Raw genomic sequence first — 24,198 nt, forward strand, 5'->3', positions numbered from 1 at the left:
TCGGCCGGCCGTGCCGCGGGGACGGCGCGGTGGCCGACACGCCCGGGAGCCGCGACCTCATGATCCGCTTCCGCGGAACGGGTCACGGCTCCCGGGCGTGCGGGCGCCGGGGGCGGCAGGCGAGTGCCGGTGCCGTGCGTCGCGCCGGCACCACGCGTCAGGGAGTGCTGGTGCCCCAGTCGTCGTCGCGGGTCTGGCCGGTGTGAGCGCGCTCACGCATCGAGCGCACGCGACCGCCCACCCCGTCCGGCATCCGGTCACCGACCTTGCTGCTGACCGTGTGGTACGCGCGTCCGGCGAGATCGCGGCTCTGCTGTGCCGCGGACTCGGCGGTGTTCCGCACGGCCGGGTTCTGCATGAAGCCCTGGGCACAGCTCTTCATCTTCTCGTACTGCTCGCGCCCCGCCCGTGTCCCCAGTACATAACCGAGGGCGAGTCCGGCGGCGAATGTGAGCCGGTAGCGCATGGGCGGCCACCCTTCCGTTGTCTCCCCTGAGCGGGGAACCGTCGCGAGAACCGATTGGCGGAGCACCCCCCTGCTTGCGCTAATGTATGCGGTGCAGCGAGCGCGCGCCGCCTGGCGGATACCCCGGGAGGTACGTTCGATGCACCGAGGCGATCCTCCGTAGCTCAATTGGCAGAGCAGCCGGCTGTTAACCGGCAGGTTACTGGTTCGAGTCCAGTCGGGGGAGCTCGATCCTCCGTAGCTCAATTGGCAGAGCAGCCGGCTGTTAACCGGCAGGTTACTGGTTCGAGTCCAGTCGGGGGAGCAGCCGGAAGGACCCCTCCAGGGGTCCTTTTTTGTGCCTGAGGGAACCGCTTCCGTACGGGAGAAGTCTCCATGGTCGTACGAAGCCGACCAGCCGAAGCAGCAGATCGTATGAGCAGCTATGCTGCGGCAGACGGCGCGCACAAATGTGCGCGACGCGCCGTAATGGGGCGGTAGCTCAGCCGGTTAGAGCAGCGGACTCATAATCCGTCGGCCGTGGGTTCGAGTCCCACCCGCCCCACCGCGGCAGCACCCCCAGCAGGTCATCGGCCTGCACAGACGCCATCCGAGGGCCGCCACGCCGAGCGTGGTGGCCCTCGGTCCGTGCGGGGACGAAACCCACCGGGACGAAACTCCTAAGGCCCTGTCATAACCCCCGCCCCATACTCGCGCCGGGCCCGCCTCACCACGTGACCGGAACCCCCTCGGGAATGCGGAACGCCACATCGCGCCGCCATTGCAGCCGGTCGGCGGGGACGGTGAGCCGCAGTTCGGGAGCCGCTCTGCCGGCCAGCGCCCCCACCACCGCGGCCAGTTGCATCCGCGCCAGGCGGTTGCCGGGGCAGTGGTGCTTGCCGTGGCTGAAGCCGAGGTGGGCGCCGTCCGTGCGGGAGGGGTCGAAGCGGTCGGGGTCCGGGAAGGCGGAGGCGTCGTGATTGGCCGATTCCAGGGACAGCAGCACGCACTCCCCGGCCCTGACGGTCATGCCGTCGATGACCACGTCGTGCGTCGCCACGCGTTTCGCGCCGCCGGTCGCCATGAGGGTGTAGCGGAGCAGTTCCTCCACGGCCGCCGGGACGAGCGCGGGATCCCTCCGCAGCGCCGCCAGCGCCTTCGGGTGCCGCGCGAGCGTGACCAGCGCGTTGGCCAGGAAGCTCGACGACGTCCGGTAGCCGGCGATGTAGAAGAGGGCGGCGAGTTCCGCCAGGTCCTCCGCGTGCAGGCGGCCTCCCCTGCCCGCTCGGGCCAGGCGCTTGACCAGGTGCTCGCCGGGGGCCCGGACGAGATACGGAAGGTGCTCCAGGAAGAAGCGGTGCACGCTGTTGATCGCCGAGGTCCCTGCCTCGGGCGTGTGGCCCCGCCACGTGAGGATCACGTCGCCCCAGCCGTCCAGCTTCACCCTCGCCTCCTCGTCGAGCGGGCCGAGCAGCGTCCGGCAGGCCACCGCGAACGGCAGGCGCCCGGCGAACCCGGGGGTGAGGTCGGCGGGCGGGCCCTGGGCGATCAGGCCCGCCATGATGTCCTCGGCCCGCCGGCGCGTCCACTCCTCGTGCCGGCGCACGGCGCGCAGCCCCATGCCGTCGGCGATCAGCTGGTGCAGCCCGGCCTCCCGCAGCCGCGCCAGGGAGTCCCCGCTGCCGGACTCGGCACGCAGCGGGACCGGCTCCTGGCGAGGCGCGTCCGGTTCCAGCGCGGCCGTCATGCTCAGGCGGGGGTCGGCCAGCAGCTTGCGCACCACGTCGTGGCGGGTGGCGAGCCAGACACGGTCGCCGGTCACCGTGACGACCGGATGCAGGGGCGCGTCCAGGCCGCGCAGATGTGCGTAGCGCGGGGAGATGTCCTGCCCCAGTCGTCGAAGGGGAAGGGGAGGGGCGCCTGGCCGGGGGTGCCGGGCCGGTGCGTTCGGTCATGGCCGCGTCCCCTTCGCCGGCGGCGCCTCCGCAGCGGGCGGCGGCTGCGTCTCCTCGCGGGGCCGGACTAGGTCGTGTCCGGCGGATCTTCGTGGGCCTGCGACTCCCCCACTGCCTGAAGGGCGTGGGTGGGGGTACCTCCCACGCCCGTTCAGGGCAGTGGGGGAGTGCCCCCAGTACCGCACCTCGCCGCGTTGTCGGAGTCATCCGGGTACGCCCAGGATGATCCTCCGCCTTGCGATGCACGGCACCAGGCGCCGCAGGCTGATCCACGAAGATCCGCCGGACACGACCTAGACGAGTAAGTCCTAAGTCCTGGGGTGCCGATCGGGCATGAAGAGAGGGTGTTCAAGATCATGTTGTGACGCAAGACCTGAACACCCTCTTGACTGCACTGTACGTGAAGATCGACGACGAGCTGGGAGGACCCCGATGGAGGGGCAGACCGCCCGTGCTGACCGACTCCGAACTGGTCTGTGTCGCGGTCGCCCAGGCGATGCTCGGCTTCACCTCCGAGGCTCACTGGCTGCGCTATGCCCGCAAGCACCTGCGGGATCTGTTTCCGTACCTGCCGCAGCAGTCGGGCTACAACAAGCGGCTGCGGGCCGCGCTCGGGCTGGTCAAACGGGTCATCCGGATACTCGCCAAGTCGAGCGACTTCTGGCTCGACGACTGCTGGATCGTGGACTCCACCCCGGTGCCCTGCGGTATGTCCCGGCCCACGGTGAAGCGCTCGGACCTGGCCGGATGGGCGGGCTACGGCTACTGGCCACACCCGCCCCACCGGGCACGGCTGCGGGACCGTGTCTACCTGCGCGATGTGCCACGGCCGTCCCGGCAGGCGGTGCCGGCGGCGAGCCAGAGGGCGATGTGCCGCGGGTCGGCCGCCATGCCGGCGGCGCGGAGTTCGCGGTGGACGGCCCGAGGGAGCTCGGGGCGCCGGAGCAAGGGGCGGGCGGCGGGGTCGGCGATGGCGAGGGCGAGGAGGAGGCCGGTCCATGCTTCGGGGGCCTCGGGGTCGTCGGCCAGGAGGCGGGCGTAGGCGTCGGGTGCGGCGGGGTCGCGCGCGACGAGGGCACGGTCGGCGCCGGAACGCTCGGGACGGTCGCCGTCGGGCGGCGCGCCCAGGCTCCGCCGGATCAGGCCGATACGGGCCAGGGACCACGGCGCCGTGAGGTCCGCGACGACGGAGGACTCGGCTACTCGGCAGTCCGCCGCCGCACCGGCGGCGAAGGCCCTGGCCAGCGCACGCACGTCATCCTGGGCGGGGGCCAGATGCCGGATCCGCCAGCCGGTGCGGTGGTCGGTGGCGGCGAACTCGGCCATGGCGACGATGTCCGGCCGGACCCGGCTCTCCGACCACCAGGCGGACAGCGGGGCGGCCATGCCCCGCAGGAAGCGGCGCCCGTGCGAGGTCAGCCCGGGATCGGCGAGCAGGACGCCGAGCCCGTCCTGGACCTGCCGCCTGCGTAAGGCGAACTCGAACTCGGCCAGCGGCCGCTGCCGCGCGTGGTCCAGGTACCGGCACCAGAAGTCGGTGATTCCCAGGAACGCGTACGTGCCTTGGAGCAGGCCGCTCAGGGGACGCGGGTCGTTGCGCCAGGGGGCGTAGTGCTGCTCGATCCCACCGTCCTGCTCCAGCGTCAGCAGATGGAGCAGCGCGCCCAGCTTGGTGTGCTGGAACTCATGGACCAAGGTGACGGCCAACGTGGCCGGATCGGGCGGCAGCGAGGACAGCAGACCGCCGAACGCGTCGCCGGAGGAGGCGCTGAGCACCACCCCGGTCGGCGGCGACCGTACATCCGTGACGCTGCGCAGCCCCTCCGCGATGGCGGCGGCCATGCTCGGGTCGCTGTCCGCCAGCAGGTCCAGGGCGAGGCCGAACCGTTCCTGCCAGCGGGCGATCTCGTGCTTGTCGAGGCGCTGCGGAGGCAGGGGCTCGCTGAGGTCGCGGTACGGGTCGATGTCGTCCAGCCAGACGGCCACCGGCCGCCCGGCCGCGTTCGCCCGCAGCCTGCGCAGCCCCTGCCATCCCGGAGCGTCGCCGTCGAGCGGCTCGGGCGGCGCGGGCGGGCCCACGGATGCGCCGTGCGGGTCGACCCTCAGCCGGCCCGCCTCCACCACCACTTCCGCCGTCCCCCAGTGCGGGCGGCCCGATAAGCGCGCCAGCCCGAGGGTGGGGAACATCGCGCTGCCGTCACGCAGCGGCACGGTGGTGCGCAACGGCAGGCCCGCGCGCAGCGCCGCGACGCAGCACACCGCGTGCAGATGGCCCAGGTCGGTCCAGAGCGGCCCGTCACCCCAGGCAGTACGGGACAACCGCCGCAGGCAGTGCCCCAGCCAGACGCCGATCTGAGGGAGCAGCAGCAGCTCCCTGAAATCCTCCGGGGCGCGCTCCTGGGCTGCCGTCAGCACCTCCCACGCGCTGTCCACGGGCGGAAGCGGGCCCAGCGCGCCGGGGGTGGCGCCGATGGCGTCGAGCAGGGCCCTGAGCAGCAGAAGCCGTCTGCTGTACTCGGTGGTCCGCAGGAAGCGGATCGTGTCGGGGCCGCCCCTGCCCGCGGCCAGGGTTTCGAAATGGGCCGAGGGAACGAGATGGTGTGCGACACGGGCGGGTTCGGCGTGTCCGTCGGTCTGCACAGGTCTCCTTCCGCGGGGCCCGTCAGTCAGTCCGCTTGGGTCCTCCGTCACCGGCGAAATTGACCCGTGGCCGTTCGACCTGATGCAGCAACCGCTCCAGGGAACGCGCGTAGACGTCCGGACTCTGGGACCGAAGGGTGGAAAGCGGAATCTCGCTGAGATCGGCCAACTCGGACCCCAGGAACTCCGTGGACGGATTCATGCGGCTCCCCCTGAGAACGCCCTGCATCCCGATGACTTCATGATGGCGCAGGCAGAAGTGTTCCGGAAGACTGTGATCAGCCGGTCAGCCCTCTGGTTGCGGCGTCAACCATCGGGCGGCCCAGTCCTTCAGCTCGCGCTGTTCCAGCGAGCCCGGCTCGACCATGGCGACCGCCTCGACGAGGGCTGCCAGGCCTCCGGGATAGCGGCGGCAGGTACGCACGATGCTGATGATGTCGGGACGTGCCGCCCCCAGCCGGGGGATGGCCCCGGACAGGTCGGCGGGCAGCATGCCGAGCACGAGCTGGCGCTGGTCGCGGTCGGTCATGCTCGGCCATCCCGCCAGCAGCGCGATCAGCTCGGACAGCCCCGCGTCCGGCACCGGTTCCTCGCGGCGGCGGGCGGCGGGGAACGCGAGGTGGCGTACGTCGCTGGCCCAGGACCGGTACCAGAGCGACGTGGGCCGCTGTGCCCCCTCCCTGAACTTTCTGATCACTGTCTCCGCGACCGCGCTCATCCGAGGTGGCCAGTCCTCGCCGTCCGCGGCGGCCAGGGCGGCCAGCGCGGCCCGGGAGAACGCTCCGGTCTGCCGCGCGGGGTCGTTGACGGCACGCTGCCCCGGCCCGGAGGCCAGCAGGACGAACTGTTCCCGGCCCGGCAACCGGTCCCCGCCCGGGGGGAGTTCGCCCGGCAGGGAGCGGGCGAAGCCGAGGTCCTCGACGAAGGTCTGGCAGGAGTCCACCAGCCAGATCTGCCGCTGGAAGCCGGGCAGGAGATCGGTGGTGGCCGCGGTCAGCCAGGCGTCCAGGTCCAGGTTCCGCCGGTCGTCCGTGGAAGCGTCGGCGTAGAAGAGCCTGCGGTGTCCCTGCGGGTCGGTGACGCCGTGGCCGCCCCAGAACACCCAGAGCAGATCGCCCTCCAGCGCCGGCAGGCGGCGTGTCAGCACCTCCTGTACGGCCTCACGACCGGCGGGGCCCGCGGTGACGTCGAGCTCCGGCCCGCCGGCCGCGGGCAGAGGGGCGAGCAGCAGGGAGATGTTGGCCGCGGGCACTCCGCGCCCGCGCAGCCAGGCGGTGAAGCGCCGGGCGTCCGCGCCGGGGCCCGGCAGATCCCAGGGCGGGCCGGCCGCGTAGCGCTCCACGCCGACGACGACGGCGTACGTGCGGTCGGGGCGGGCGGTGGTCACGGCATCTCCTCCGCGAGGAGGCGGTACAGGTCCGGGTTGCTCCAGTAGGCGCCGTGGGAGAGGGGGAAGGGCTGCCGGCTGTCGAGGGGGACGTCGCGAACCCGGCCCGGGAAGACGCCCTCGCCGACGTAACTGAGCAGGTCCCGCCGGTCGTACACGTTCAGCCAGCGCGGTACCTGCGGGGGCAGCGGGCTGCCGTGTTCGAGGCTGGGCAGTGCACCCAGCTCGTAGAGGAACGGTGCCTGCGAGCCGACGGTGACCAGCAGGGCGACCTCCGGCAGCGGTTGCAGTACCAGCAGGTCCAGCGAGGCTATGCCGCCGAGGCTGTGCGCGAGCAGGACGACCGGCGGCTCGGCCGCCCGGACCGCCTCCGCGACCGCCTCGCGGATCGCTGTGCCCCGGGACAGGTAGAGCAGCACGTCTCCGGCCGCCGGATGGGCCGCGTCGGTGAGGGCCGAGCGCCGCCTCACCGCCTGGGCGGAGGCCAGGCCGACCGCCAGCCGTCCGGCCAGCCGCCTGACCCGCCGGGTCACCGGGCCGCGGTGCGTTCCGGCCTCGTCCGGTGCGGGGGCGGTCCCGGGGAGGAGGGCTGCGATCCGGGCGACCGCCTCGTCGCGAGCGGTGCCGTCGAAGGCTTGTGCCGTTCCCTCCGACCCGGCCCGGCGGCGTACCGACTCGGCCACGAATGCCCTTGCCAGCGCGGCCGCCTCGGTCTCCGCAGCGGGGGAGCGCATGAAGTGGCGGCAGTCGGGGGTGGTGAGTACGGCGGCCACGGCGGCGGCGAAGTCCTCTCCGATCCCCGCGGCGTCCAGCAGCCGCCGCAGGCCGGCGTCCCCGGCGAGTGACAGGGCCGCCGCGGTAAGGGCCTCGCCCGGTGGCCGCGTCCCCGGCGCCAGCTCCGCACGGGCGGAGGGTTCCGCGGTGAGCAGGCGCAGTTCGAGAAGGGGATCGAGATAGAGAAGCCCCCAGAACTCGACCTCCTCGTCGAGGTCGTCGTCCCCCACCCCGGGGGCACTCGATCCGGGTATGCCGCGCCCCGTCGCGTACCCCGGCACGGAAATACCGTTCGAATGAAGCATCGACCCGGCACTTCCACCCCAATAGCAGAATTTTATCCCGACTTCGGGTCGTAAAGACTGTAAGCCTTCTCGTATGAGTTCCAGAGTTCCGCTTAATCCCGGCTCGCGCACTCCCGTGCCGTGCACGAACAACACCGTCGTCACTGTTTGGCCCCCCGCCTATGATGGCATATACCAAATCCACCCAATAATAGGCCACTAGCCAGGAAACCGGCTACACTCCGTGGAGAGTGTGCCACAGCGGGCGGCACGTGCCGGAAGGGGGACGCCGGTGAGCACGGACTCCACCATCACGCACGTCGCCGCAGCTCTCGCCATGGTGATCGCGGCCTCCTCCGCCCTGGGTGCGGCAGCTCGCAAGCTCGGCCAGCCAGCGGTGATCGGCCAGTTGTTCGCGGGCATCGCCCTCGGCCCCAGCCTGCTGGGCCTGGTACCGGGCCGGGTGTACGAAACCCTCTTCCCGGATCAGATCCAGCCAATTCTGACCTCCCTGGCCCAAGTGGCCCTGGTGCTCTTTCTTTTCGCTGTCGGCTATGAACTGGACCTCGGTCTGCTGCGCAACCAGCGTGCCGTGACCGCGGTCTCATTGGGCGGTTTCGTCATTCCCATGCTGATGGGTGCCGGCATCGTTCTGCTCTTTCCCGGAGGATTCGCGTCCGCCAACGACGGGCGTCCGATCGACGCGACATTCGTCCTCTACGTGGCGATCGCCCTGTCCATAACGGCGGTTCCGGTGCTGGCGAGCATCATCAGGGACCAGGGGCTGGCCGGCAGCAGGTCCGGTGTGGTCGCGATGGCTGCCGCCGGTGTCATCGACGCACTGAGCTGGCCGGTGCTGGCGGTGGTCCTGCTGGGCGGTGCGCACGGCTCGGCGCGTGCTTGGACCATCAGGATCGCCCTGCTGGTCCTGTTCGTACTGGTGACGGTCTTCGCCCTACGGCCCCTGCTGGTGTGGTGGATGCGCAGGCCCGGCTCCGTGATGGCCAACCAGGTCCCCGTCGCCGTCACCTTCGCGCTGGGGTCGGCCTGGGTCACCAACGCGCTCGGGCTGCGCGTCATCTTCGGCGCCCTGCTGGCCGGGATCGTCATGCCCCGCCAGCCCGACGGCCACCCGGACAGCCAGTTGCTGCGCCCGCTCCAGGAGACCGGCGGTCTGCTCCTGCCGGTGTTCTTCACGATCTCCGGGATAGCGGTCAAGCTCGGCGGGCTGCGGGCATCAGACCTGCTGCTCCTGGCCGTGATATGTGCCGCGGCGGCGGTGAGCAAGGTGGCCGCCGGCGCGCTGTCGGCGCGCGGCACCCGGATGGCCTGGCGTGACTCGCTGTTGATCGGCGTGCTGCTCAACACCCGCGGGCTCACCGAACTCATCGTGCTCAACGTCGGATTGCAGGCCGGAGTGATCGGCCCCCGCCTCTACTCGCTGCTGGTGGTGATGGCGCTCCTGACCACGGCCGCCTCCGGACCGCTGATACGGCTGCTCCGCCCTCCGGCCGCCCCACCGCCGCCCGGACCCGCGGAAGCCAGGACCGGTGCCGAGAACGCGCCGGGTGCCTGGTCCTTACGGGATCCCGGGCAGGCCCCGAACGCCGGCACCGACGCCGAACCGGCACCGCACCCGTAGGGTCCCTGACGCCGAGCCGGCCAGACCCTTGGCCCGACCGGTTCGCGCGTTTCGCCGGCCGGAGGACTAGGTCGTGTCCGGCGGATCTTCGTGGGCCCGCGACTCCCCCACTGCCTGAAGGGCGTGGGTGGGGGTACCTCCCACGCCCGTTCAGGGCAGTGGGGGAGTGCCCCCAGTACCGCACCTCGCCGCGTTGCCGGAGTCATCCGAGTACGCCCCGTACGAGGACGATCCTCCGCCTTGCGATGCACGGCACCAGACGCCGCAGGCTGATCCACGAAGATCCGCCGGACACGACCTAGAAGGGCACGGGGGCGATGTCCACCTCGGCCCGGTGGCTGCTGGCGGCGGCGACGGTCGCCGGGTGGCTCTCGCCGAGCCTACGGCGGAAGCGGGCCAGGGTCTCGGTGTGCAGCGCCGTGGCCTCGTCCACGCGGTTCAGCGCGCGCAGGTCCAGGGCCACGTTGTTGGCGCAGGCCAGGGTGGTCGGGTGGTCCTGCCCGTGGCTCCGGGTCAGGACCTCCAGGGCCTGCTCGTCAAGCTCCAGGGCCTCCGCGTGACGCTCCTTGGCGCTGTGGTGGCTGGCCGTACCGATGACGGTGGTCAGAGTGAGGATGTGCTCGTCGCCCAGCGACTCGCGCAGGCCCGGCAGCGCATCGGAGAGGTGCAGCCAGGCGGCGTCGAGATCCCCCAGATGGCGCAGGGTGATGGCCAGATTCGTACGGGCCGACATGGTGTACGGATGCTCGCCCCCGAGGCTCGCCGCGTAACGCTCGACGGTCGCTTCACCGAGTTCCTTGGAGCGCCTCAGCTGACCGTCCTGCCGGAGGTCGACGACCAGGTTGGCCGCGCAGGCGACAGCGTCCGGATGATCGGCTCCATAGCGCCGCTCGACCTTCGAGAACGCCATCTCCCCGAGCTGAAGCGCTCCCTCGTGGTTCCCTGCGCGCCGGCGGCACACCGCAAGGACGCGGGCGCAGCTGAGGCTGGCGGGGTTGTCCTCGCCGAAGCCGGCGACATAGCGGGCGTAGACGTCCTCCTGGTGGGCGACGGCTTCCAGGTAGTCGCCGCACTCGCGGATGTCGAGGGACAGGGCGCTGAGGGTGTTCAGGGTGTCGAGGTGGTTCTCACCGAGCAGGAGGGCCCGCAGCCTGGCCGTCTCCGTGTCGTGTTCGCGCGCCTCCTTGTACAGGCCCATCAGCCGCAGGCCGACGCCCAGACTGTGAGCCGCGCGGAGGGTGGCCGGGTCGTCCTCTCCGAAGGCCCGCAGCGCGCGTTCGTAGACCGACCGGTTGATCTCCAGCGCGCGCGTCATCTCGGCCCTCAGCCGCAGGCCGCTGCAGAGCTGGATGAGGGCGTCGAGGGTGCCCTCGTCGTCCTCACCCGCGATCCGGAGGTAGGTGTCCGCGGTGCGCTGCATCATCTCGGCGGCTTCCCGGTACTCACCGAGCATGCGCAGGATGAAGGCCAGCCACTTCGCCATCGCCAGCGTCTGCTGGTCCTCGGCGCCGAACTTCTCGGTCCAGATCTCCAACGCCTCTCGGGCCATCGCCGCCGCGCCCGCGTGGTCGCCCCAGACATAGAGGAACTCCCCGACGCCTCGGACCAGGCTGCGCACCCAGGGAGAGTCGCACTCCACGGCGCGTGACACCACCACGTGCGGCAGCAGCGCCTGGTAGCGCGGCCAGAGTTCCCTCGCTTCTGGCTCGTTGGGGTTCGCATCCGCGAGGAGCAGGTGCGCGCCGTGCCGCATGTCGGCCTGCTGCTGCGGGGACATGCGGTTGACCAGCACGGCCTGGACCAGCCGGTGCAGCTGGATGGTGTCGTGGCGGTGCTCGATGCGGGCCAGGGCGTAGATGCCGATCTCACGGATGGCCCGGCCGAGCTTGATCGGGTGGCGCAGGGCGTCGTCCAGCTCGGGGGCGATGGACGTGCTCCGCGCGTTGTTGAACAGGCGGCGGGAGATTGGCTCGGGGGCGAAGAAGGAGCAGACCTGGAGGAGCTGGAGCGCCGCGGGATTGCGCTGTTCGAGCTGGCGCAGCGAGACGTCCCAGGCGGCGGCCACCGACATCGGGTAGTCCGGCGACGGGACGAGCTCCAGCATGAGCTCGGCGATCTTCTCCTTGATCAGCCGCAGGTACTCGGGCACGGCCATCCCCGTGACCGCCTGCCAGGCCGCCGCCTGTTCGATGGCGAGAGGCAGGTCGCCCAGGGCCTCGGCGAGCAGATCGGCGTCGGTGTCGCTCAGATCGCGGGCACGGCGCCGGAGCAGTGCCTTGCTCTCCTCGCGGGTGAAGACGTCGACGGACAGCGTCCTGGCCACCCGGTCCCACTCCTGGTTCCGGGAGGTGATGAGGATCTTCCCCGTGCCACCGGTCGGGAAGTAGGGGCGTACGGCCTCGACGTTCTCGGCGTTGTCGAACACGAGGAGCCATTTGTCGTAGGGCTGACCCCGACGCAGTGCCTCGCGGACCGCCGGGACGGCCCTGTTGGCCTCGCTGCCCACGTTGAGATCCAGCCGGTGGGCCAGCTCGGTGAGCGCGGTCAGGATCATCGTCGGCTGTTCGGACGGGATCCACCAGACGACGTCGTAGTCGGACGCGTACTGGTAGACGTACTCGATGGCGATCTGGGACTTTCCGACACCGCCCATTCCATGCAGGGCGTGGGGCAGCACGGCCGACGTGTCGCCGGTCAGCAGCTGTTCTCGCACCTGCGCGAGGAGTTCCTCCCGACCCACGAAATTGGGGTTGTTCGGGGGAACGTCGCCCCAGACGGCGGGCACGGCGGTACGCGGCCCGGGCTGGCGCGATTGCGGTGCGGCCGGGCCCGGGATCGGCTTGCCGGGTGACGTGGCCCCCGTGCCCGACCGCCCGTCCGGGCTCGGGGCCGGAATCGCCTTGGCCGGAGTCCCGCTTGCGGAATCCTCGTCTGCGCGCTGTTGCTGACTGGCAGTGGTGTCGGTCATGGGGCCGCCCGTGTCGGAATTTACATGTTCATTACTGACATTATGGCCTGTATGCTCCGAATTATCCGGGATCGACGCTTCCGGAAGAGCCCCTTCCAGGGCTGCGCTGATCCGGTGGGCGCGGAGCAGATAGGGTCCTGAGAGGGCGCGAAGAACAGCCAGTTCAACGCGCACGAACGGTAAGGTCTCCGCCGTCAGCGGCGGATCAGGCACCGCTTCCGGAGCGAGCAGGACGCCGTGCAGCCCGCGGGCCGCCTCGGAACGGGCGCCGTAGAAATCCGACACCGAACTCAGCACCCGTGCCGTGTCCGTGCGCATGGCGCTGGAGAGCAGCGCCTCGCGCGCACCGTCGACGAAGTCGAGCGGAACGTGAGGGGCCGCACCCTGTGACTCGTCGTGCTGAGGCTGCTCGACCAGACCGCTCAGGAACAGCTCGGCCAGATGGACGGGTTGTGCCTCGGGAACCAGTTTGCGCTGTACGTCCCGCACCAGGCGGGGTTCGAGAACCGCGGCGGCCAGATGGGTGGCCAGCCGGAAGGCGGTAGGGGTGGCATGGCTGCGGAAGCGCCGGATGCGCTCCTGCACCGATGGGGCCGGGAGAGCGAACGGCGGCTCGGGGACCTTCGGCTCGGCCTCCTCGGCCTCGGGGACCCCCAGCAGCAGTACGGACGCCTCGACCCACCCGGGCTCCTCGCCTGCCACCAGCCGGGCCCAGCGCCCCAGCCAGTCGGCGTCCAGCTCCAGCACGGGGACCGCGGCCGTCCACTTGTCGGGCGGCGGGTCGAACGGGTCGCGCTGCTCCTCCGGGAAGTGGACGGACAGTTCGGTGTTGGGGACGCCGGTGCGCGGGCTTCGCAGCCGCACCTGCCGGGGAGCCAGGGCGGTGCGGTGCCAGTCCCGCTGGGACAGCAGATGCACCACCGCCGTCGGCCCCGCGGCCGACCACAGCTCCAGGGCCCTCCGGCCGGCCCCGGTCCGCCACAACGGCCCCAGACCGTCGGTCAGAACGAGGATGATGCGGCGCCCCGTCCGGTCCACCAGCTCGGCGGGGACACCGATGGCGTCGTGGTCCGGGTCCGGGCCGCGCAGCACCGCCTCCTCGCCCCCGGGGCCGTCGCGCATGCCGAGCCGGCGGACCCGTACGTCGCGGAAGGCCCCGAGCTGCTCCGCCACGGCGGTGAACTCGGTGATCGTCTGCCCCCAGATCACCATGGTCGCGTGATCGTCCACCACCAGCACCAGGTCGAAGCGCCGCTCGTCCGCCGACCTGGTGTAGGGCAGCCAGAGGCCGTCCTCGGCGGCTCGCTCGGCGGTGGTCTCCTCGTCGAGCTCGGTCTCGAACGCCGAGGGCACCCTCTGCTTGAGCGGCCGCATCCCACGGCTGATGCCCGGCGCGTCGCGCAGATCCGGGGACTGCTCGGCCGGCTCCGCCCGGACCCGCACACCCTGGAACCGCTGTTCGGACCTGGGTGCGGGCACCATCGACCCTCCGGGCACGGGCCGGAAGGGTATCGGGACCGTGACGTCGGGCTGCGACGCCTCGGGCCGCGGGATGCCCGCCGTATCGCCCTTCGCGCCGTCCGCCGTTCCCCTCGCCCCCTGGCCCGCCGCTCCACCGGAAGCGCTGTCCGGTCCGGGGCCGACCGCTTCGGACCGCTCGGGCGTTTCGGGCAGCCCGGAGAGACCGGACAGCTTCGCGGGCCGGGGCTGTGGCGGACTGCTGGACGGGGGCAACCGCGCCGCAAGCGTCTGGTACGCGTGCAGCCAGAGTGCCTCCGCCACCTCGAAGGCCTCCGGATACGGCCGCGGCTCGTCACCCATCCGGCGCTCCCGACAGTTCACGCCAGAGCGCGTCCAGCAGCTCGCTCCACGACTCGTCTTCCTCCCGGACGCCTGCTGTCCGCAGGAAGACGGCGTTCAGCAACTGGTCCGTGGCCAGGCCGCCGTTCTCCCGGCTGCGCTGCACGAACTCGCGGATCATGGTGTCATGCCGTCCGTCCTGGTCCCGGAAGTGGGCGGCGATCATGGCGGAGAGCTGGTCCTCGCGCGGCGGGGAGACGTTCAGCCTGACGCAGCGGCGGAGGAAGGCCGGCGGGAACTGCCGTTCCCCGTTGCTGGTGATCACGATGAACGGGAAGGCGCGGCACCGTACTCTCCCGTCGGTCACCGTGACCGTGCGGTCGGGATCGTCGGTGAACACCTGGGCCCGGCTCTCCTGATGGCGGGCGCGGACCAGCTCCGGGATGTCGTAGGAGCCGTTCTCCAGCACGTGCAGGAGGTCGCTGGGCAGATCGATGTCGCTCTTGTCCAGCTCGTCGATGAGCAGGACGCGCGGCAGCTCGTACGGCAGCAACGCGGTGCCCAGCGGGCCCAGCCGCACGAAGTCGCCGATCTTCGCCCCGCCGCCACCGCCGTCCGGAGCCGGCTCGGACGCGCCGTCAGGGGTGCTGGGTCCCGCGGCCACCGCCTGTGCACCGGGCGCCCCACGCCCGAGGGAGGCCTGGGCCCGGCCGATGGCGTCGTACTCGTACAGGCCGGAGCGCAGGTTGCTGCGAGAGGTGATTCCCCAGTGAAGAACCCGGCCCAGGCCCAGCTCGCGCGCGACCAGGTAGGCCAGCGTGGACTTGCCGATGCCTGGCCGGCCCGTCACGAGAAGGGGCCGGCGGAGCAGCAGGGCAGTGTTGATCATGTCTATGTCATGCGGATTCTGGCGGGGGGTGGCGCGGCCCACGACACCGAGCCGGCGGTCGGTCTCGGCGCTCTCGGCCGGCACGGGCGGCAGAACCGGACCGCCGTCGAAGTCCCGCCAGCCGGGCGGCGGGGGAAGTATGTCAGCGAGGCGGATGTCGCTCAACGGCTGCCCGGTGCCCCGGTAGATCCACCAGCTACGGCTGCTGACGGGCGCTCCGTTCCGGTTGTTCTCCACCGGATGATGGACGCTGCTCATGAGTCCCCCTCGTCGTGGTGTCCGCCCCGCGCGCTGCCGGGATCGGTCCCTGGAAAACCGGACCAGTCGACGATGCGGTTCGGGTCGTCGAAGAGAACCGCGAGATGCCGTCCTGCGTGCGAATCCCGTTGCGTCGCGGCCGCGGTGGCCGCCTCGTTCCGCAACTGCTGGACCCGCTGCGGCAGCTCGATCGCCTTTCCTTTCATCAGCTTCTTCACCCGCCTGTGGAACTCGCCCGGCGCGGCCGGCCTGCGGTCCCAGACCGCCAGCGGCACCCCGGCGCGCAGTGCGGCCTCCAGGGAGGCCTGGCTGCCGCCGGTTCCGGGGAGCGGGGGTGCGTTGAGGACGACGGAGACGAGCCGTTCGTCGGCGGTCAGCCTGCTGTTCCACTGGACGGGGTCGTGGCCGCGCCGCCCCGTCGTGTCCCAGTGGCAGACGATGTCGCGGTCGCCCATCATCTGCTGCCAGCGGTTGCGCCACCGCCGGTGGAACTCCCGGGCCCGCATGCGCTCCAGGCTGCGCAGCACCACCGGATAGCTCAGGCAGAGAGCCGTCGCGGAGGCGGACCGCGACGCCATCCTCAGCCACTCCATCGGATGGTTCAGGAGGCTGATGGGCAGCACGAACTCCAGCACCGGCCTGCCGGGGCGCCCGGCCCAGTCCTTCTCGGCCTGGTAGACCAGTCGCTCCACGGCGGCCTCGACATCGCTCAAGGCCACGACCTGGTCCTCTCCACGCTCAGGCCGCCACGGGCCCGGACGTATCTGGCGCCAGTGCGACATCAGATACTGGTCCGGGCTCATCCCGTGTCTGGACAGCTGGACAACGAGGCAGGCGGGAGCCGGTTCCGCCGCCTGGGCCTGGGCGATCTCCGCACGCAGCACCTTGAGCTGCGCGCTCAGGCCGAGCTTGACGGCCTGGAGGTCGTTCCACTCCCGCAGGCCGTGCGCGACCGACCGATGGCCGTCGGACTCCTCCAGCGCCGCGACCACGTGCTCGACCAGGACCATCGTCGGGAGCAGGCCGTCGGGGCGGGCGTTGATCCTGGCGAGGAAGTCGAAGGCCTCCCGGAGCGTCGACACCGGGCGGTCCGGGAGCGTGAGGTCACCCGCGGCCGCGTACAGGACTCCATGCGCGTCGAGATGAGGGACACGGGCCAACAGGGAGTGGGCCTCCCACACATCGGCCTCGGTCAGTACCGCCAGGACCGGGAAGGCGTCAACGAGTTCCCTGATGGTGAGCACGGGAGTCGAGTTGGGGGCATAGTCGTGCAGCGTGGCGACCAGCTCGGTCAACCCGTGCGGTTCCCGCAGACATGCCCGGACGATCTCCAGCATCTCGGGTCGCGTTCGCCCGTGCCGGCGGACGTCGCCCAACTGGGGTAACCGGCCGGCCAGCATATTGATCAAGAGATCGCGCCCCTCCGGAGCATCGAGTCCCGTCACCGCGCACATCTGATCTACCAGCTCGTGCTCGAATCCTGGCGCGTGAGCGCCAATGCCCTCGCCTAACAAGCGCCCCCCCGTCACGGCCCCGACGTTCCCCGACTCCCAACCGCTGCAGGGTAGTCCAGGCGCCGCCGCCCTGGGTCCAGGGTATGGCGCGGGCCTGACAGGTCGCCACCCTCGAACACCAATCTGAGCAGCGCACACGCGTGAATTCGCCATGGTGGCGCGCATCCGGCCGACCACGGCCCGAGGCACACGAGTCGATCATCATGGTCTGCCCGATGGTTCGCCGCCGCATCACACCGCGGCCACCAGCGTGACCACCTCCCGGCACACCGTGCGCGGCCGCTGGGAGACCACTTCCAGCACCCAGGTGCCCTCGCCGCCCTCCAGTTCCGCCCGGAAACCGCCCGTGCCGTCGGGGGCGAAGGCGACCGGCTCGCCGGACGGGACCCCGTCCCGGGTGAGCACCGCCCGGAGGTCGCGGTCCGGCAGCCGGGCGCCCGAGGCCAGTACCTCGAAGGGCTCGCCCGCGGCCGCGAACTCCGGGATCTCCAGGCCGAACTCCTCGTCGACGGCGAGCATCTGGCCGGCCGGCATGCCTTCCCTGATGACGGCGAGCTGGTGGCCCACCGCGTCACCGCCCGCCATGCCCGCGTGGCGGTGGCCGTTCCAGATCCCGTCCTCCTTGTAGTCGAGCGCCCAGCCCGCGAACGCGGACTCCTGCGGCACCGTCCCGTCGCCGGACCAGGGGCGGCTGGTGTCCAGATCCGTGGTGAACCGGAGGCCGTCCGGCGACAGCACGACGCCGTGCACCGTCGGGTGCGCCATGCCGCCGAGGCAGTGCACCCGGTAGGGCAGCCGGTCGCCGGCGTCGGTGCGGCGGTTCGCGTCGCGTGCCTCCTCGAACTCCCGGTGGAACGCGAAGGCGTCCTCGACCAGGGCCGTGGGCAGGTCGGGCACCGGGTGGCGGGGGTCGTTGAGCGTCCGGCGGCGGCTCTTGCCGGGGACGCGGACCGCGTCGTAGACCGGCAGGAGCTGCGCCACGGAGGGCAGGGTGAGGGCGAGTTCGCGCAGCGCCTCGTTCACCAGGCGGCCGGTCGCGGCGAGGCGCGTGCCGCGCAGCCGGCCGTCCCCCTCGACCGGTCCGATGCCGTGGCCGGTGAGGAACCGGACCGCCTTGGCGGCGCCGCGGTGCGGGGTGCCCAGCGTGACCAGCGTGCGTGCCGTCTCCCTGCCGCCCAGGACCTCCAGGTAGTAGCGGGCGATCAGCCCGCCCATCGAATGGCAGACCAGGATGACCTTCGGCTCGTCCGCTCGGTCCGGGTAGTGCGCGCCGACCCGCTCGCGCCACCGGGCAAGCTCCCGCTGGATCCGTGCCTCCAGGTCCCGGGCGGTCAGCCGGTTGGAGAGCCGCCAGTCGTACGCGAAGGGGACGTACTGGCCTTCGGCCAGGTCGCCGAGGGCGGCACGGACGTCCGGGTAGCCCAGGCTGGACAGCAGCCCGGGCATGGCGTCGGGGGACCTGAGCAGCCCGTCGGCCACGAGCCGGTGGCTCTCCTCGGGGCGGTCGTCGCCGATGCCCGCGGGCAGGGCCATGCCCTCCAGCAGCCGGCCGGGCTGCCGGAGCCGGAACAGCGCGTGCCTGGACTGGTTCCAGACGTCCCTGCCCTCCCTGGTCAGCCGGCTGCCGAGAATCCCGGGTACGAACACCACGAGGTCGTGCTTCACTGCGCTCTCCTCCGTCATGCCCCTGTCGCGGGCCCGTCCGGCTTGCTGTCGTTGGTGGTCCGGTGCGCTATGTGCTCCGGTGCGTGGTCTGCTGCTGTGCCCGGCACCCGGGCGCCCGCCACCCCTCACCCCGCCCCCCGCGCCTCCACGCCGAAGAACGCGTGGGGCAGCCGGATCAGGTCGCAGCGGTGGTCCCCCTGGAGCGCGACCACCAGGCCCTCCGGGTCCGGGGCCGCGTCCGCGACCCGCACCGCGTAACCGCGCGGGTGGACCCCGCGGCCGTGCAGCCAGCTCTCGGCCCGCACGTCCCACACCCCGGGCGACCTGCGCTCGTCGCACACCAGCAGCAGGGGCCGTTCCGGCGCACCGCAGAACACCAGCGACGTGACGTCCCGTACCTCCCCGGGGAGGGTCAGCCGCTTCTCGGTACCGGCCGCGTACTCGGCCACCTTGACCGCGCCGCCGTCCACCCACGCCAGCAGCGGGTACGACTCCTCGTCGTCCGGGTCGTACAGCTCGCCGAGCGCGACACGGCTGGCCTGGGGGTCCTCGCCGCGGCCGGGCAGCCCGGTGCGCGCGGCGATCTCCGGCCCGGCGTCCCCGTGCTGCCACAGCAGCAGTTCGTCACCGAGGTCCGCGGCCAGCCAGCTCGTCCCGTCCCGCATCGCCGCCGCGGCGACCGCGCAGGTGCGCAGCCCCGCCGGGACCGGCTCTCCCCTGCGCCAGGCCCGGGAGGCGTCGAGGGGCATCTCCGCGTGCTCGATGCGCTGCCCGTCCGGCACGTAGACCCGGACGCTTCCGGCGGCGCCGTCGACGACCAGGCCGAGCGAGGGCACCCGGTCCCCGTCGTCCCCGCCGAGCCCCAGGTCGTGGCGGGGACCTTTCGACGGAGCTTCCGGAGCTTCCAGAGCGTCCAGATCCTCCAGCTCCCCGGACAGGCGCCACATCCGCACCGTCCGCCCCGCCGCGGCGACCACGATCCAGGCGTCACCGCAGTGCACCGCCCGGACGGCGGTCACCATCGCCAGGTGCGTGAGCACAGTGGCCGGCTCGCCGGCAGGGGCGCCGCGGTCCGGCCGCGACACCAGGACGCGCTCGCCCCACACCCGGCACAGCAGCGGCGGCCCCTCAGGCGCCGCCGCCAGAGCGACCAGCGGCTTCTGGTCGTGGGGGCGCCTGGGCATGCCGTGCCCCGACGACAGCGCGGACCCGACCTCCAGCATCCGGATGTCCGGACCGTCGGCCACGGCCAGGACGCCCTGCCCGCCCGGCTTGAAGGCCATCGCCTCGTCCCGTGGCGCGCTCAGCCGGAACCGCGCCTCCAGCCGTGGATCCCCCAGGGACAGGATCCGCACCGTCAGGTTCTCGTGCGCGGCGAGGAGCGTCCCGCCGCCGTGGCGTCCGAAGGCCAGCCCCCGCGCGGGGGAGTCGAACGACAGCGCCAGTTCCACCACGGGCGGGGCGGAGGGTGCGGTGTCGTCCGTCTCGCACCGCCAGACCCAGATCCGGCTGCCGTCCGCGACCGCGAGCCAGCCGCGCCGCCTCCCCGCCTGCCCGGGCTCCCCGCCCGGCGGCTCCGCGGCCGCCGCCGCGGCCAGCGCGGGCGCGGTGAGCCGGCCGAGGTCCGCCTCCCCAAACAGCAGGCCGCCCGACCTGCCGACACCGCGGTCGACCTCGTAAAGCACCGCCCGCTCGCCCGCCGCCAGCGCGAACAGCCGGGAGCCCAGGACGAGGGCCGCCAGCCGCTCGGTCCGTGACATGCGGATGTCCACCAGGCTCTCGCCCCCGCGATGCCTGCCGCCCCGCCGCCAGCGCCACACCCACACGTGCCGGGTGTCGGCCGCCAGTACGACGGTCTCCAGGCCGCGTTCGGCAGCGGCGAGGGTGCGCACCGCGCCGCCCCAGCGGTAGACGTACTCGGGCAGCCGGGCGTCGGACCGCCAGAAGTAGAGGGCCCGGTCGTCGCGGGCGACGGTGGTCCAGTGCGGACCCGTGCCCACCTCCCTCACCTCGGTGAGCGCGTCCCCGCGCGCCCGGTCCGCCCCCTGCGCGCGGCGCGTGAGCAGCCGTCTGCCCGACTCCGGGTGCAGCACCAGCACCTCGCCGCGGCCTCCGGCGGCCAGCGTGTCCCCGGACACCCCTTCCGCCTCCGCCCCCGCACCGCCGCGCCAGCTCAGCGTCCGCGCGCCGCCCAGCGGGGCCGGACGGCGCCACTCGACCGGGTCCGGCAGCAGGTCCGTCCAGTACTCCTGCCACGGCAGGAACCCGGCGATCCGCTCCAGCGCCCGGTACGAGCGCTCGCGGTGGCTCACGAACGCGGTCGCCCGCAGCAGGGCCTTGCGGGTCGTGAGGTCCCGGGCGTCACGGAAGGCGTCGCCGACGCGCGCGTACAGGGCCGCCCCGTCGCACTCCCGGGCGAGCGTGGACGCCAGCGGCAGCATCACGTCCGCGCTGGTACGGAGCAGGAACTCGGGCGCGTCGAAGAGGGTGCGCAGCTCTTCCTCTCCCACCTGGGCGGCGTGCGCGCCCAGGTGGTGCAGCGTGTACTCGTCCGCCAGGGCCCAGCGGTCCCCGGCCCGCGCGCGCAGCGCCGCCACCACCTTGGCGTGCGCCTGGGGGACACCGAGCCCGGCCTGCCGCAGGAAGTACGCCCCGTAACTGGGGTGGGCCAGGTGGTAGGCGGCCTCCCCGCTGCCGGGCGCGGGCTCGGCGGAGATGATGCCGCCGGCCGCGCTCAGCGCCACGCGCCTCAGGTCGCCGGCCGCCAGCTCGGGACTGCCCTCGTCGCGCAAGGCGTTGGCGAGCACGAGCCACGGCCCGCGCCGGGACAGGCCGCGCCCCTGGACCACCGCCAGCGGGCGCAGCAGCTCCTCGGCGCGCTCCGCGCCCGGCTGGGACGTGAGGTGGGCGACCTCCTCGGCGAGGCGCTCGCTCAGGTCCATCCCTCCGGAGCCCATCCAGTCCGCGAGCTCGGTCTCGGTCACGGCCCGGGGCCGGCGGGCGAGTTCCCGGGCGGTGAGCCGCGCGACCAGGAACGACCCGTGGCTCTCGGTGGCGACCAGCTTGGCGATCCAGTCGCGCTCGTCGAGGTGTTCCTCACCGCGGTAGGGGGAGCCCTCGCCGGCGAGGACCGAGGCGGCCATGGCCGCGATGCTGTCCCTGGCCTCGTCGTCGTCCCCCAGGACCAGCGGGGCGACGCTCTGGTCGAGCGTGTCCAGCAGCGTCTCCTCCAGGACGTTCACGGCCGTGCGCCGCCGGGGCTGCGGGCGCGTGCCGACGACCACCCGGACCCCCCACAGCGCGGAGAGGGGGTTCAGCAGATGCCGCGCGATCTCGTGCCCCTGCTCGGGCATCGCCTCGTCGAGGGCGTCGAAGAGCAGGTTCAACGAGCCCACCCGCTCCACGAGTTCGTCGACCGCCGCGCAGCACTGCGCGGGCGTCAGCGCTCCGCCGGGGCGCCGGCCCGTCCCGTCGAGCGGGGACAGCACCCCCCACAGCGCCGTGGTGAGCGAGTGGAGCGACTGCCCCCGGCAGGACAGGGCCGCGTGCACCGTTCCCGCCCGCGGCAGGGTGGAGGGCAGCAGCTCCGGGCTGACGGCGTCCCGCCACTCGGGAAGCGAGGTCAGGGCGAGCCGGCCGAGCAGTGCCGTCTTGCCGGTGCCCGCGGGGCCGGTCACGGCCAGCAGCCCCCTCGGGTGGGTGTCCATCCAGCGCACCACCCGGCCGAGGGCCCCCTGCCGTCCGGCGAAGTGACGCCTCAGATGGCCGTCGTCCTCAAGGCCGAACTGCTCGGCGCCGAGCCACGGCTTCGGGTCGCGCAGCACGGCCGGGGTGTGGACCCCGCGGTTGCCGTCGTCGAAGTGCGGGTTGTCCAGGAAGCTGTTGGGCAGCGAGCGGACCTCGGTGTGGCCCGGGCGCCCGGCGGGCTCGTCGAGGCCGGAGGCGGCGGCCATCGCGTCGACGGCCTCGACCAGGTAGGGGACGGGCAGGTAGAGCGCGGCCGGGTCGAAGGGGCGGGCGCGGTCCGCCGCGACGAAGTCCGGCGCGGCGAGGACGTCCTCCAGCCACCCCACCCACCGCCCGTCGGGCACGGACGCGTCGATCCCGGACGTTCCGATGACGACGAAGCCGGTGCGGCGGTTCCTGCGGGCCCGCCGCACGCTCGCCCGTTCCACCGACAGGGCACGCTCCAGCGCCGCGGGCAGGTGGCCGTGCGAGAAGCAGGCATCGACGATCAGGAGCGTGTCCGTCTCGCAGTCCGGCCGCAGCAGCCGGTCGACGAGATCCGTCAGGGCGATCGCACGCTCCGGGGCGAAGTCGCCGTCCGCGCAGGTGTCCTCGCAGGCGAGGTAGTATCCGTCGCGCCCCCTGTCGATCCCGTGGCCCGTCCAGTAGAGGATCTTCCGTTCGGCGCCGTGCGCCAGGAAGCTCTCCAGGCCCTCCCGGAGATGCCGGCGGGTGGCCCCCTCCTCGTCGACGCGGATGCTCTCGGCGAAGCCCAGCCTCATCCGGGCGACATCGGCGAACCGGCGGCGCACCTCTTGGACGTTCCGCAGGTCGGGCAGGAGCCGGCGGCCGCCGGCCGGGTGGGTGTAGCCGGATACCGCCACGGTGCCGACAAGAGTGGAGGCACGTCTCTCGGATCTGATCAACGCCAGGTGCTCGGCCACAGTACGTCCGTATCATCTTTTTCCGGGCCCAACGTGCCGCTCGGCCAACCTGCTTCACCTTATTCAAAGGAGTGCTGACTGATGGTGCACAGGGACAAGTTCACCGTGCTGGGCCGCGAGACGGACTGCCACATCTTCGAGGGCGACGGGACGCGGCCCATCAAGGAAGCGGACGTCCGCATCAAGTACCGGCCGCAGCGGGTCGAGTTCCCGGAGGAGATCGGCGGCTGGCGGCACGCCATCCAGGAGGCCGAGGAGCGCCGGGAGGCGCTCGGCGAGCCGCACCGCTGGAACAACAAGCGGTTCGCCGTCGAGCGGGTCGTCGTGACGCGCACCCACCTCCTGGAGGACCCCGTCGTCACCCTCACCCTCCAGGACGCCGACTACTACGACTTCCTCACCACGTCGATCAACCTCGACCGCAAGCAGAAGAACGGGCTGACCCTGCGCGAGCAGTACCTGGAGAGCCGGGACCCGGTCCAGGCGCCCCCTTTCATGAACTGCAGCTTCGGTGTGAACGTGGCGCTGGAGACCGGCCGGGACGGCAGGATGGTCTTCTCCCACCGCAGCGCCATGGTGGTCGGCCCGAACCGCTCGCGCTGGAACTCCTCCGCGAACGAGGGGCTGGCCCTCGACCACGACCTCCCCAAGGACGGGGGCCCGATCAGCCTGTACGCGGTCGCCAGGCGGGCCCTGTTCGAGGAGCTGGCGGTGCACAGGACCGACGAGCTCGACCTCGAACTCCTGGGCATCGGGCTCGACCTGCGCAACAACCAGTGGGCTGCCTTCTTCCGCGCCGTGCTGCCCGAGCTGGACGAGAAGACCCTGCGGCTGCGCTGGACGCGCGGCGTGGCGGACAAGTGGGAGCACGACCGCTTCGTCTTCGTGCCCGCCGACCCCGACTCCGTCCTCGACTTCGTCGCGGAACAGCCCGAGGAGAGCTGGACCCCCTGCGCGCCGGCCCTCTTCTACCTCGCCCTGGTGCGCGGCGCCGTACGCCGTGCGGGGGATGACCCCGCGGCCCGCTTCACCGTCGAGGAGGCGGAGCAGCGCGTCATCGAGCGCAGGGGGCTGTGAGCGCGCCTCCCTGGGCCATGAGCGCGCCTTCCTGAGCCCGCCTCCTGAACGGGGGCGGTGCGCACTCCCGCCGGCGGCGTGGGACCTCTGCTTCCCGCAGCCGCCGACCCGGGCCGCCCTCGCGCGGCCCGCGAACGCCTCCAACCCGGCGTCACCAGGGCCGGGACGGGCTGGTGCGGGGCCCGGACAGGCAGGCGCGGGGGAGGCCTCGTACACCCGACCTGTCATCA

Annotated in this window: 12 protein-coding genes, 3 tRNA genes and 1 pseudogene; 6 read left to right on the forward strand and 10 right to left on the reverse strand. The window is 72.3% G+C overall.

Translation table 11 applies throughout. From position 1 onward, the window contains the following. Positions 1 to 157: 157 nt before the first annotated feature. Positions 158 to 466, reverse strand: coding sequence for a YtxH domain-containing protein (locus tag Sm713_RS16245; protein ID WP_212910324.1), 309 nt, complete (start codon positions 464 to 466; stop codon positions 158 to 160). A gap of 153 nt (positions 467 to 619) precedes the next feature. On the opposite strand from Sm713_RS16245, the gene Sm713_RS16250 reads away from it, so the two are divergent. The 3 genes from Sm713_RS16250 (at position 620) to Sm713_RS16260 (ending at position 1,010) form a co-directional block, all read left to right on the forward strand. After that, positions 620 to 692, forward strand: a tRNA-Asn gene (locus Sm713_RS16250). A 5-nt stretch (positions 693 to 697) separates the two neighbouring features. After that, positions 698 to 770: transfer RNA gene (locus Sm713_RS16255), tRNA-Asn, on the forward strand. A gap of 166 nt (positions 771 to 936) precedes the next feature. After that, positions 937 to 1,010 (forward strand) — tRNA-Ile (locus tag Sm713_RS16260). A 162-nt stretch (positions 1,011 to 1,172) separates the two neighbouring features. Here the strand turns inward: Sm713_RS16260 and Sm713_RS16265 are convergent. After that, entirely contained in the window at positions 1,173 to 2,267 is a 1,095-nt protein-coding gene (locus tag Sm713_RS16265; RefSeq protein ID WP_212910325.1) for a cytochrome P450, read from the reverse strand. Between the two features lie 494 nt (positions 2,268 to 2,761). On the opposite strand from Sm713_RS16265, the pseudogene Sm713_RS40455 reads away from it, so the two are divergent. Next, positions 2,762 to 3,166, forward strand: a pseudogene (locus tag Sm713_RS40455) (IS982 family transposase); the annotation flags it as partial. A gap of 41 nt (positions 3,167 to 3,207) precedes the next feature. Here the strand turns inward: Sm713_RS40455 and Sm713_RS16270 are convergent. The 3 genes from Sm713_RS16270 to Sm713_RS16280 form a co-directional block, all read right to left on the reverse strand. After that, positions 3,208 to 5,040, reverse strand: coding sequence for an HEXXH motif domain-containing protein (locus tag Sm713_RS16270; RefSeq protein ID WP_212910326.1), 1,833 nt, complete (start codon positions 5,038 to 5,040; stop codon positions 3,208 to 3,210). 286 nt (positions 5,041 to 5,326) lie between these two features. Further along, the gene (locus tag Sm713_RS16275; RefSeq protein ID WP_212910327.1) at positions 5,327 to 6,427 is read right to left on the reverse strand and encodes a caspase family protein; all 1,101 of its coding nucleotides are present in this window, start codon (positions 6,425 to 6,427) and stop codon (positions 5,327 to 5,329) included. Next, a complete protein-coding gene (locus Sm713_RS16280; protein WP_249416326.1) occupies positions 6,424 to 7,506 on the reverse strand; it encodes a hypothetical protein in 1,083 nt (360 codons plus the stop codon). The genes Sm713_RS16275 and Sm713_RS16280 overlap by 4 nt, the downstream gene beginning before the upstream one ends. 271 nt (positions 7,507 to 7,777) lie before the next feature. Here Sm713_RS16280 and Sm713_RS16285 point away from each other — a divergent pair, with 271 nt between their 5' ends. Continuing rightward, complete coding sequence (locus Sm713_RS16285; RefSeq protein ID WP_212910329.1) at positions 7,778 to 9,127, forward strand: cation:proton antiporter; 1,350 nt, start codon at positions 7,778 to 7,780, stop codon at positions 9,125 to 9,127. 298 nt (positions 9,128 to 9,425) lie between these two features. On the opposite strand, the gene fxsT is transcribed toward Sm713_RS16285, so the two are convergent. The 5 genes from fxsT to Sm713_RS16310 all read right to left on the reverse strand — a co-directional run bounded on the left by fxsT (position 9,426) and on the right by Sm713_RS16310 (position 22,831). Continuing rightward, the gene (fxsT, locus tag Sm713_RS16290; RefSeq protein WP_212910330.1) at positions 9,426 to 13,916 is read right to left on the reverse strand and encodes an FxSxx-COOH system tetratricopeptide repeat protein; all 4,491 of its coding nucleotides are present in this window, start codon (positions 13,914 to 13,916) and stop codon (positions 9,426 to 9,428) included. Further along, on the reverse strand, positions 13,909 to 15,042 hold the full coding sequence (locus Sm713_RS16295) for a MoxR family ATPase (RefSeq protein WP_212910331.1): 1,134 nt from the start codon (positions 15,040 to 15,042) through the stop codon (positions 13,909 to 13,911). Before Sm713_RS16295 ends, fxsT begins: the two co-directional genes overlap by 8 nt. Beyond that, positions 15,039 to 16,721: a hypothetical protein gene (locus tag Sm713_RS16300; protein ID WP_308293184.1), complete on the reverse strand. Its 1,683-nt coding sequence runs from the start codon at positions 16,719 to 16,721 to the stop codon at positions 15,039 to 15,041. The genes Sm713_RS16295 and Sm713_RS16300 overlap by 4 nt, the downstream gene beginning before the upstream one ends. Positions 16,722 to 16,787: 66 nt before the next feature. Next, positions 16,788 to 18,221 carry a hypothetical protein gene (locus Sm713_RS16305; RefSeq protein ID WP_212910333.1) on the reverse strand — a complete coding sequence of 478 codons (1,434 nt, stop codon included), beginning with the start codon at positions 18,219 to 18,221 and terminating at the stop codon, positions 16,788 to 16,790. A 125-nt stretch (positions 18,222 to 18,346) separates the two neighbouring features. Further along, positions 18,347 to 22,831 (reverse strand): peptidase C14 caspase catalytic subunit p20, encoded by a 4,485-nt coding sequence (locus tag Sm713_RS16310; RefSeq protein WP_212910334.1) that lies wholly within the window; start codon positions 22,829 to 22,831, stop codon positions 18,347 to 18,349. A gap of 141 nt (positions 22,832 to 22,972) precedes the next feature. Here Sm713_RS16310 and Sm713_RS16315 point away from each other — a divergent pair, with 141 nt between their 5' ends. After that, entirely contained in the window at positions 22,973 to 23,968 is a 996-nt protein-coding gene (locus Sm713_RS16315; protein ID WP_212910335.1) for a translation initiation factor 2, read from the forward strand. Positions 23,969 to 24,198 lie beyond the last annotated feature (230 nt).

Origin of the sequence: Streptomyces sp. TS71-3 (assembly GCF_018327685.1) — a bacterium.
Classification (GTDB): Bacteria; Actinomycetota; Actinomycetes; order Streptomycetales; family Streptomycetaceae; genus Streptomyces.

What these genes read in the sequence shown, in the direction of transcription:
- Sm713_RS16245 (WP_212910324.1), bottom strand. Translation starts at nt 466, where the DNA reads ATGCGCTACCGGCTCACATTCGCCGCCGGACTCGCCCTCGGTTATGTA.
- Sm713_RS16280 (WP_249416326.1), bottom strand. Translation starts at nt 7,506, where the DNA reads ATGCTTCATTCGAACGGTATTTCCGTGCCGGGGTACGCGACGGGGCGC.
- fxsT (WP_212910330.1), bottom strand. Translation starts at nt 13,916, where the DNA reads ATGGGTGACGAGCCGCGGCCGTATCCGGAGGCCTTCGAGGTGGCGGAG.
- Sm713_RS16295 (WP_212910331.1), bottom strand. Translation starts at nt 15,042, where the DNA reads ATGAGCAGCGTCCATCATCCGGTGGAGAACAACCGGAACGGAGCGCCC.
- Sm713_RS16300 (WP_308293184.1), bottom strand. Translation starts at nt 16,721, where the DNA reads ATGCGCGCCACCATGGCGAATTCACGCGTGTGCGCTGCTCAGATTGGT.
- Sm713_RS16315 (WP_212910335.1), top strand. Translation starts at nt 22,973, where the DNA reads ATGGTGCACAGGGACAAGTTCACCGTGCTGGGCCGCGAGACGGACTGC.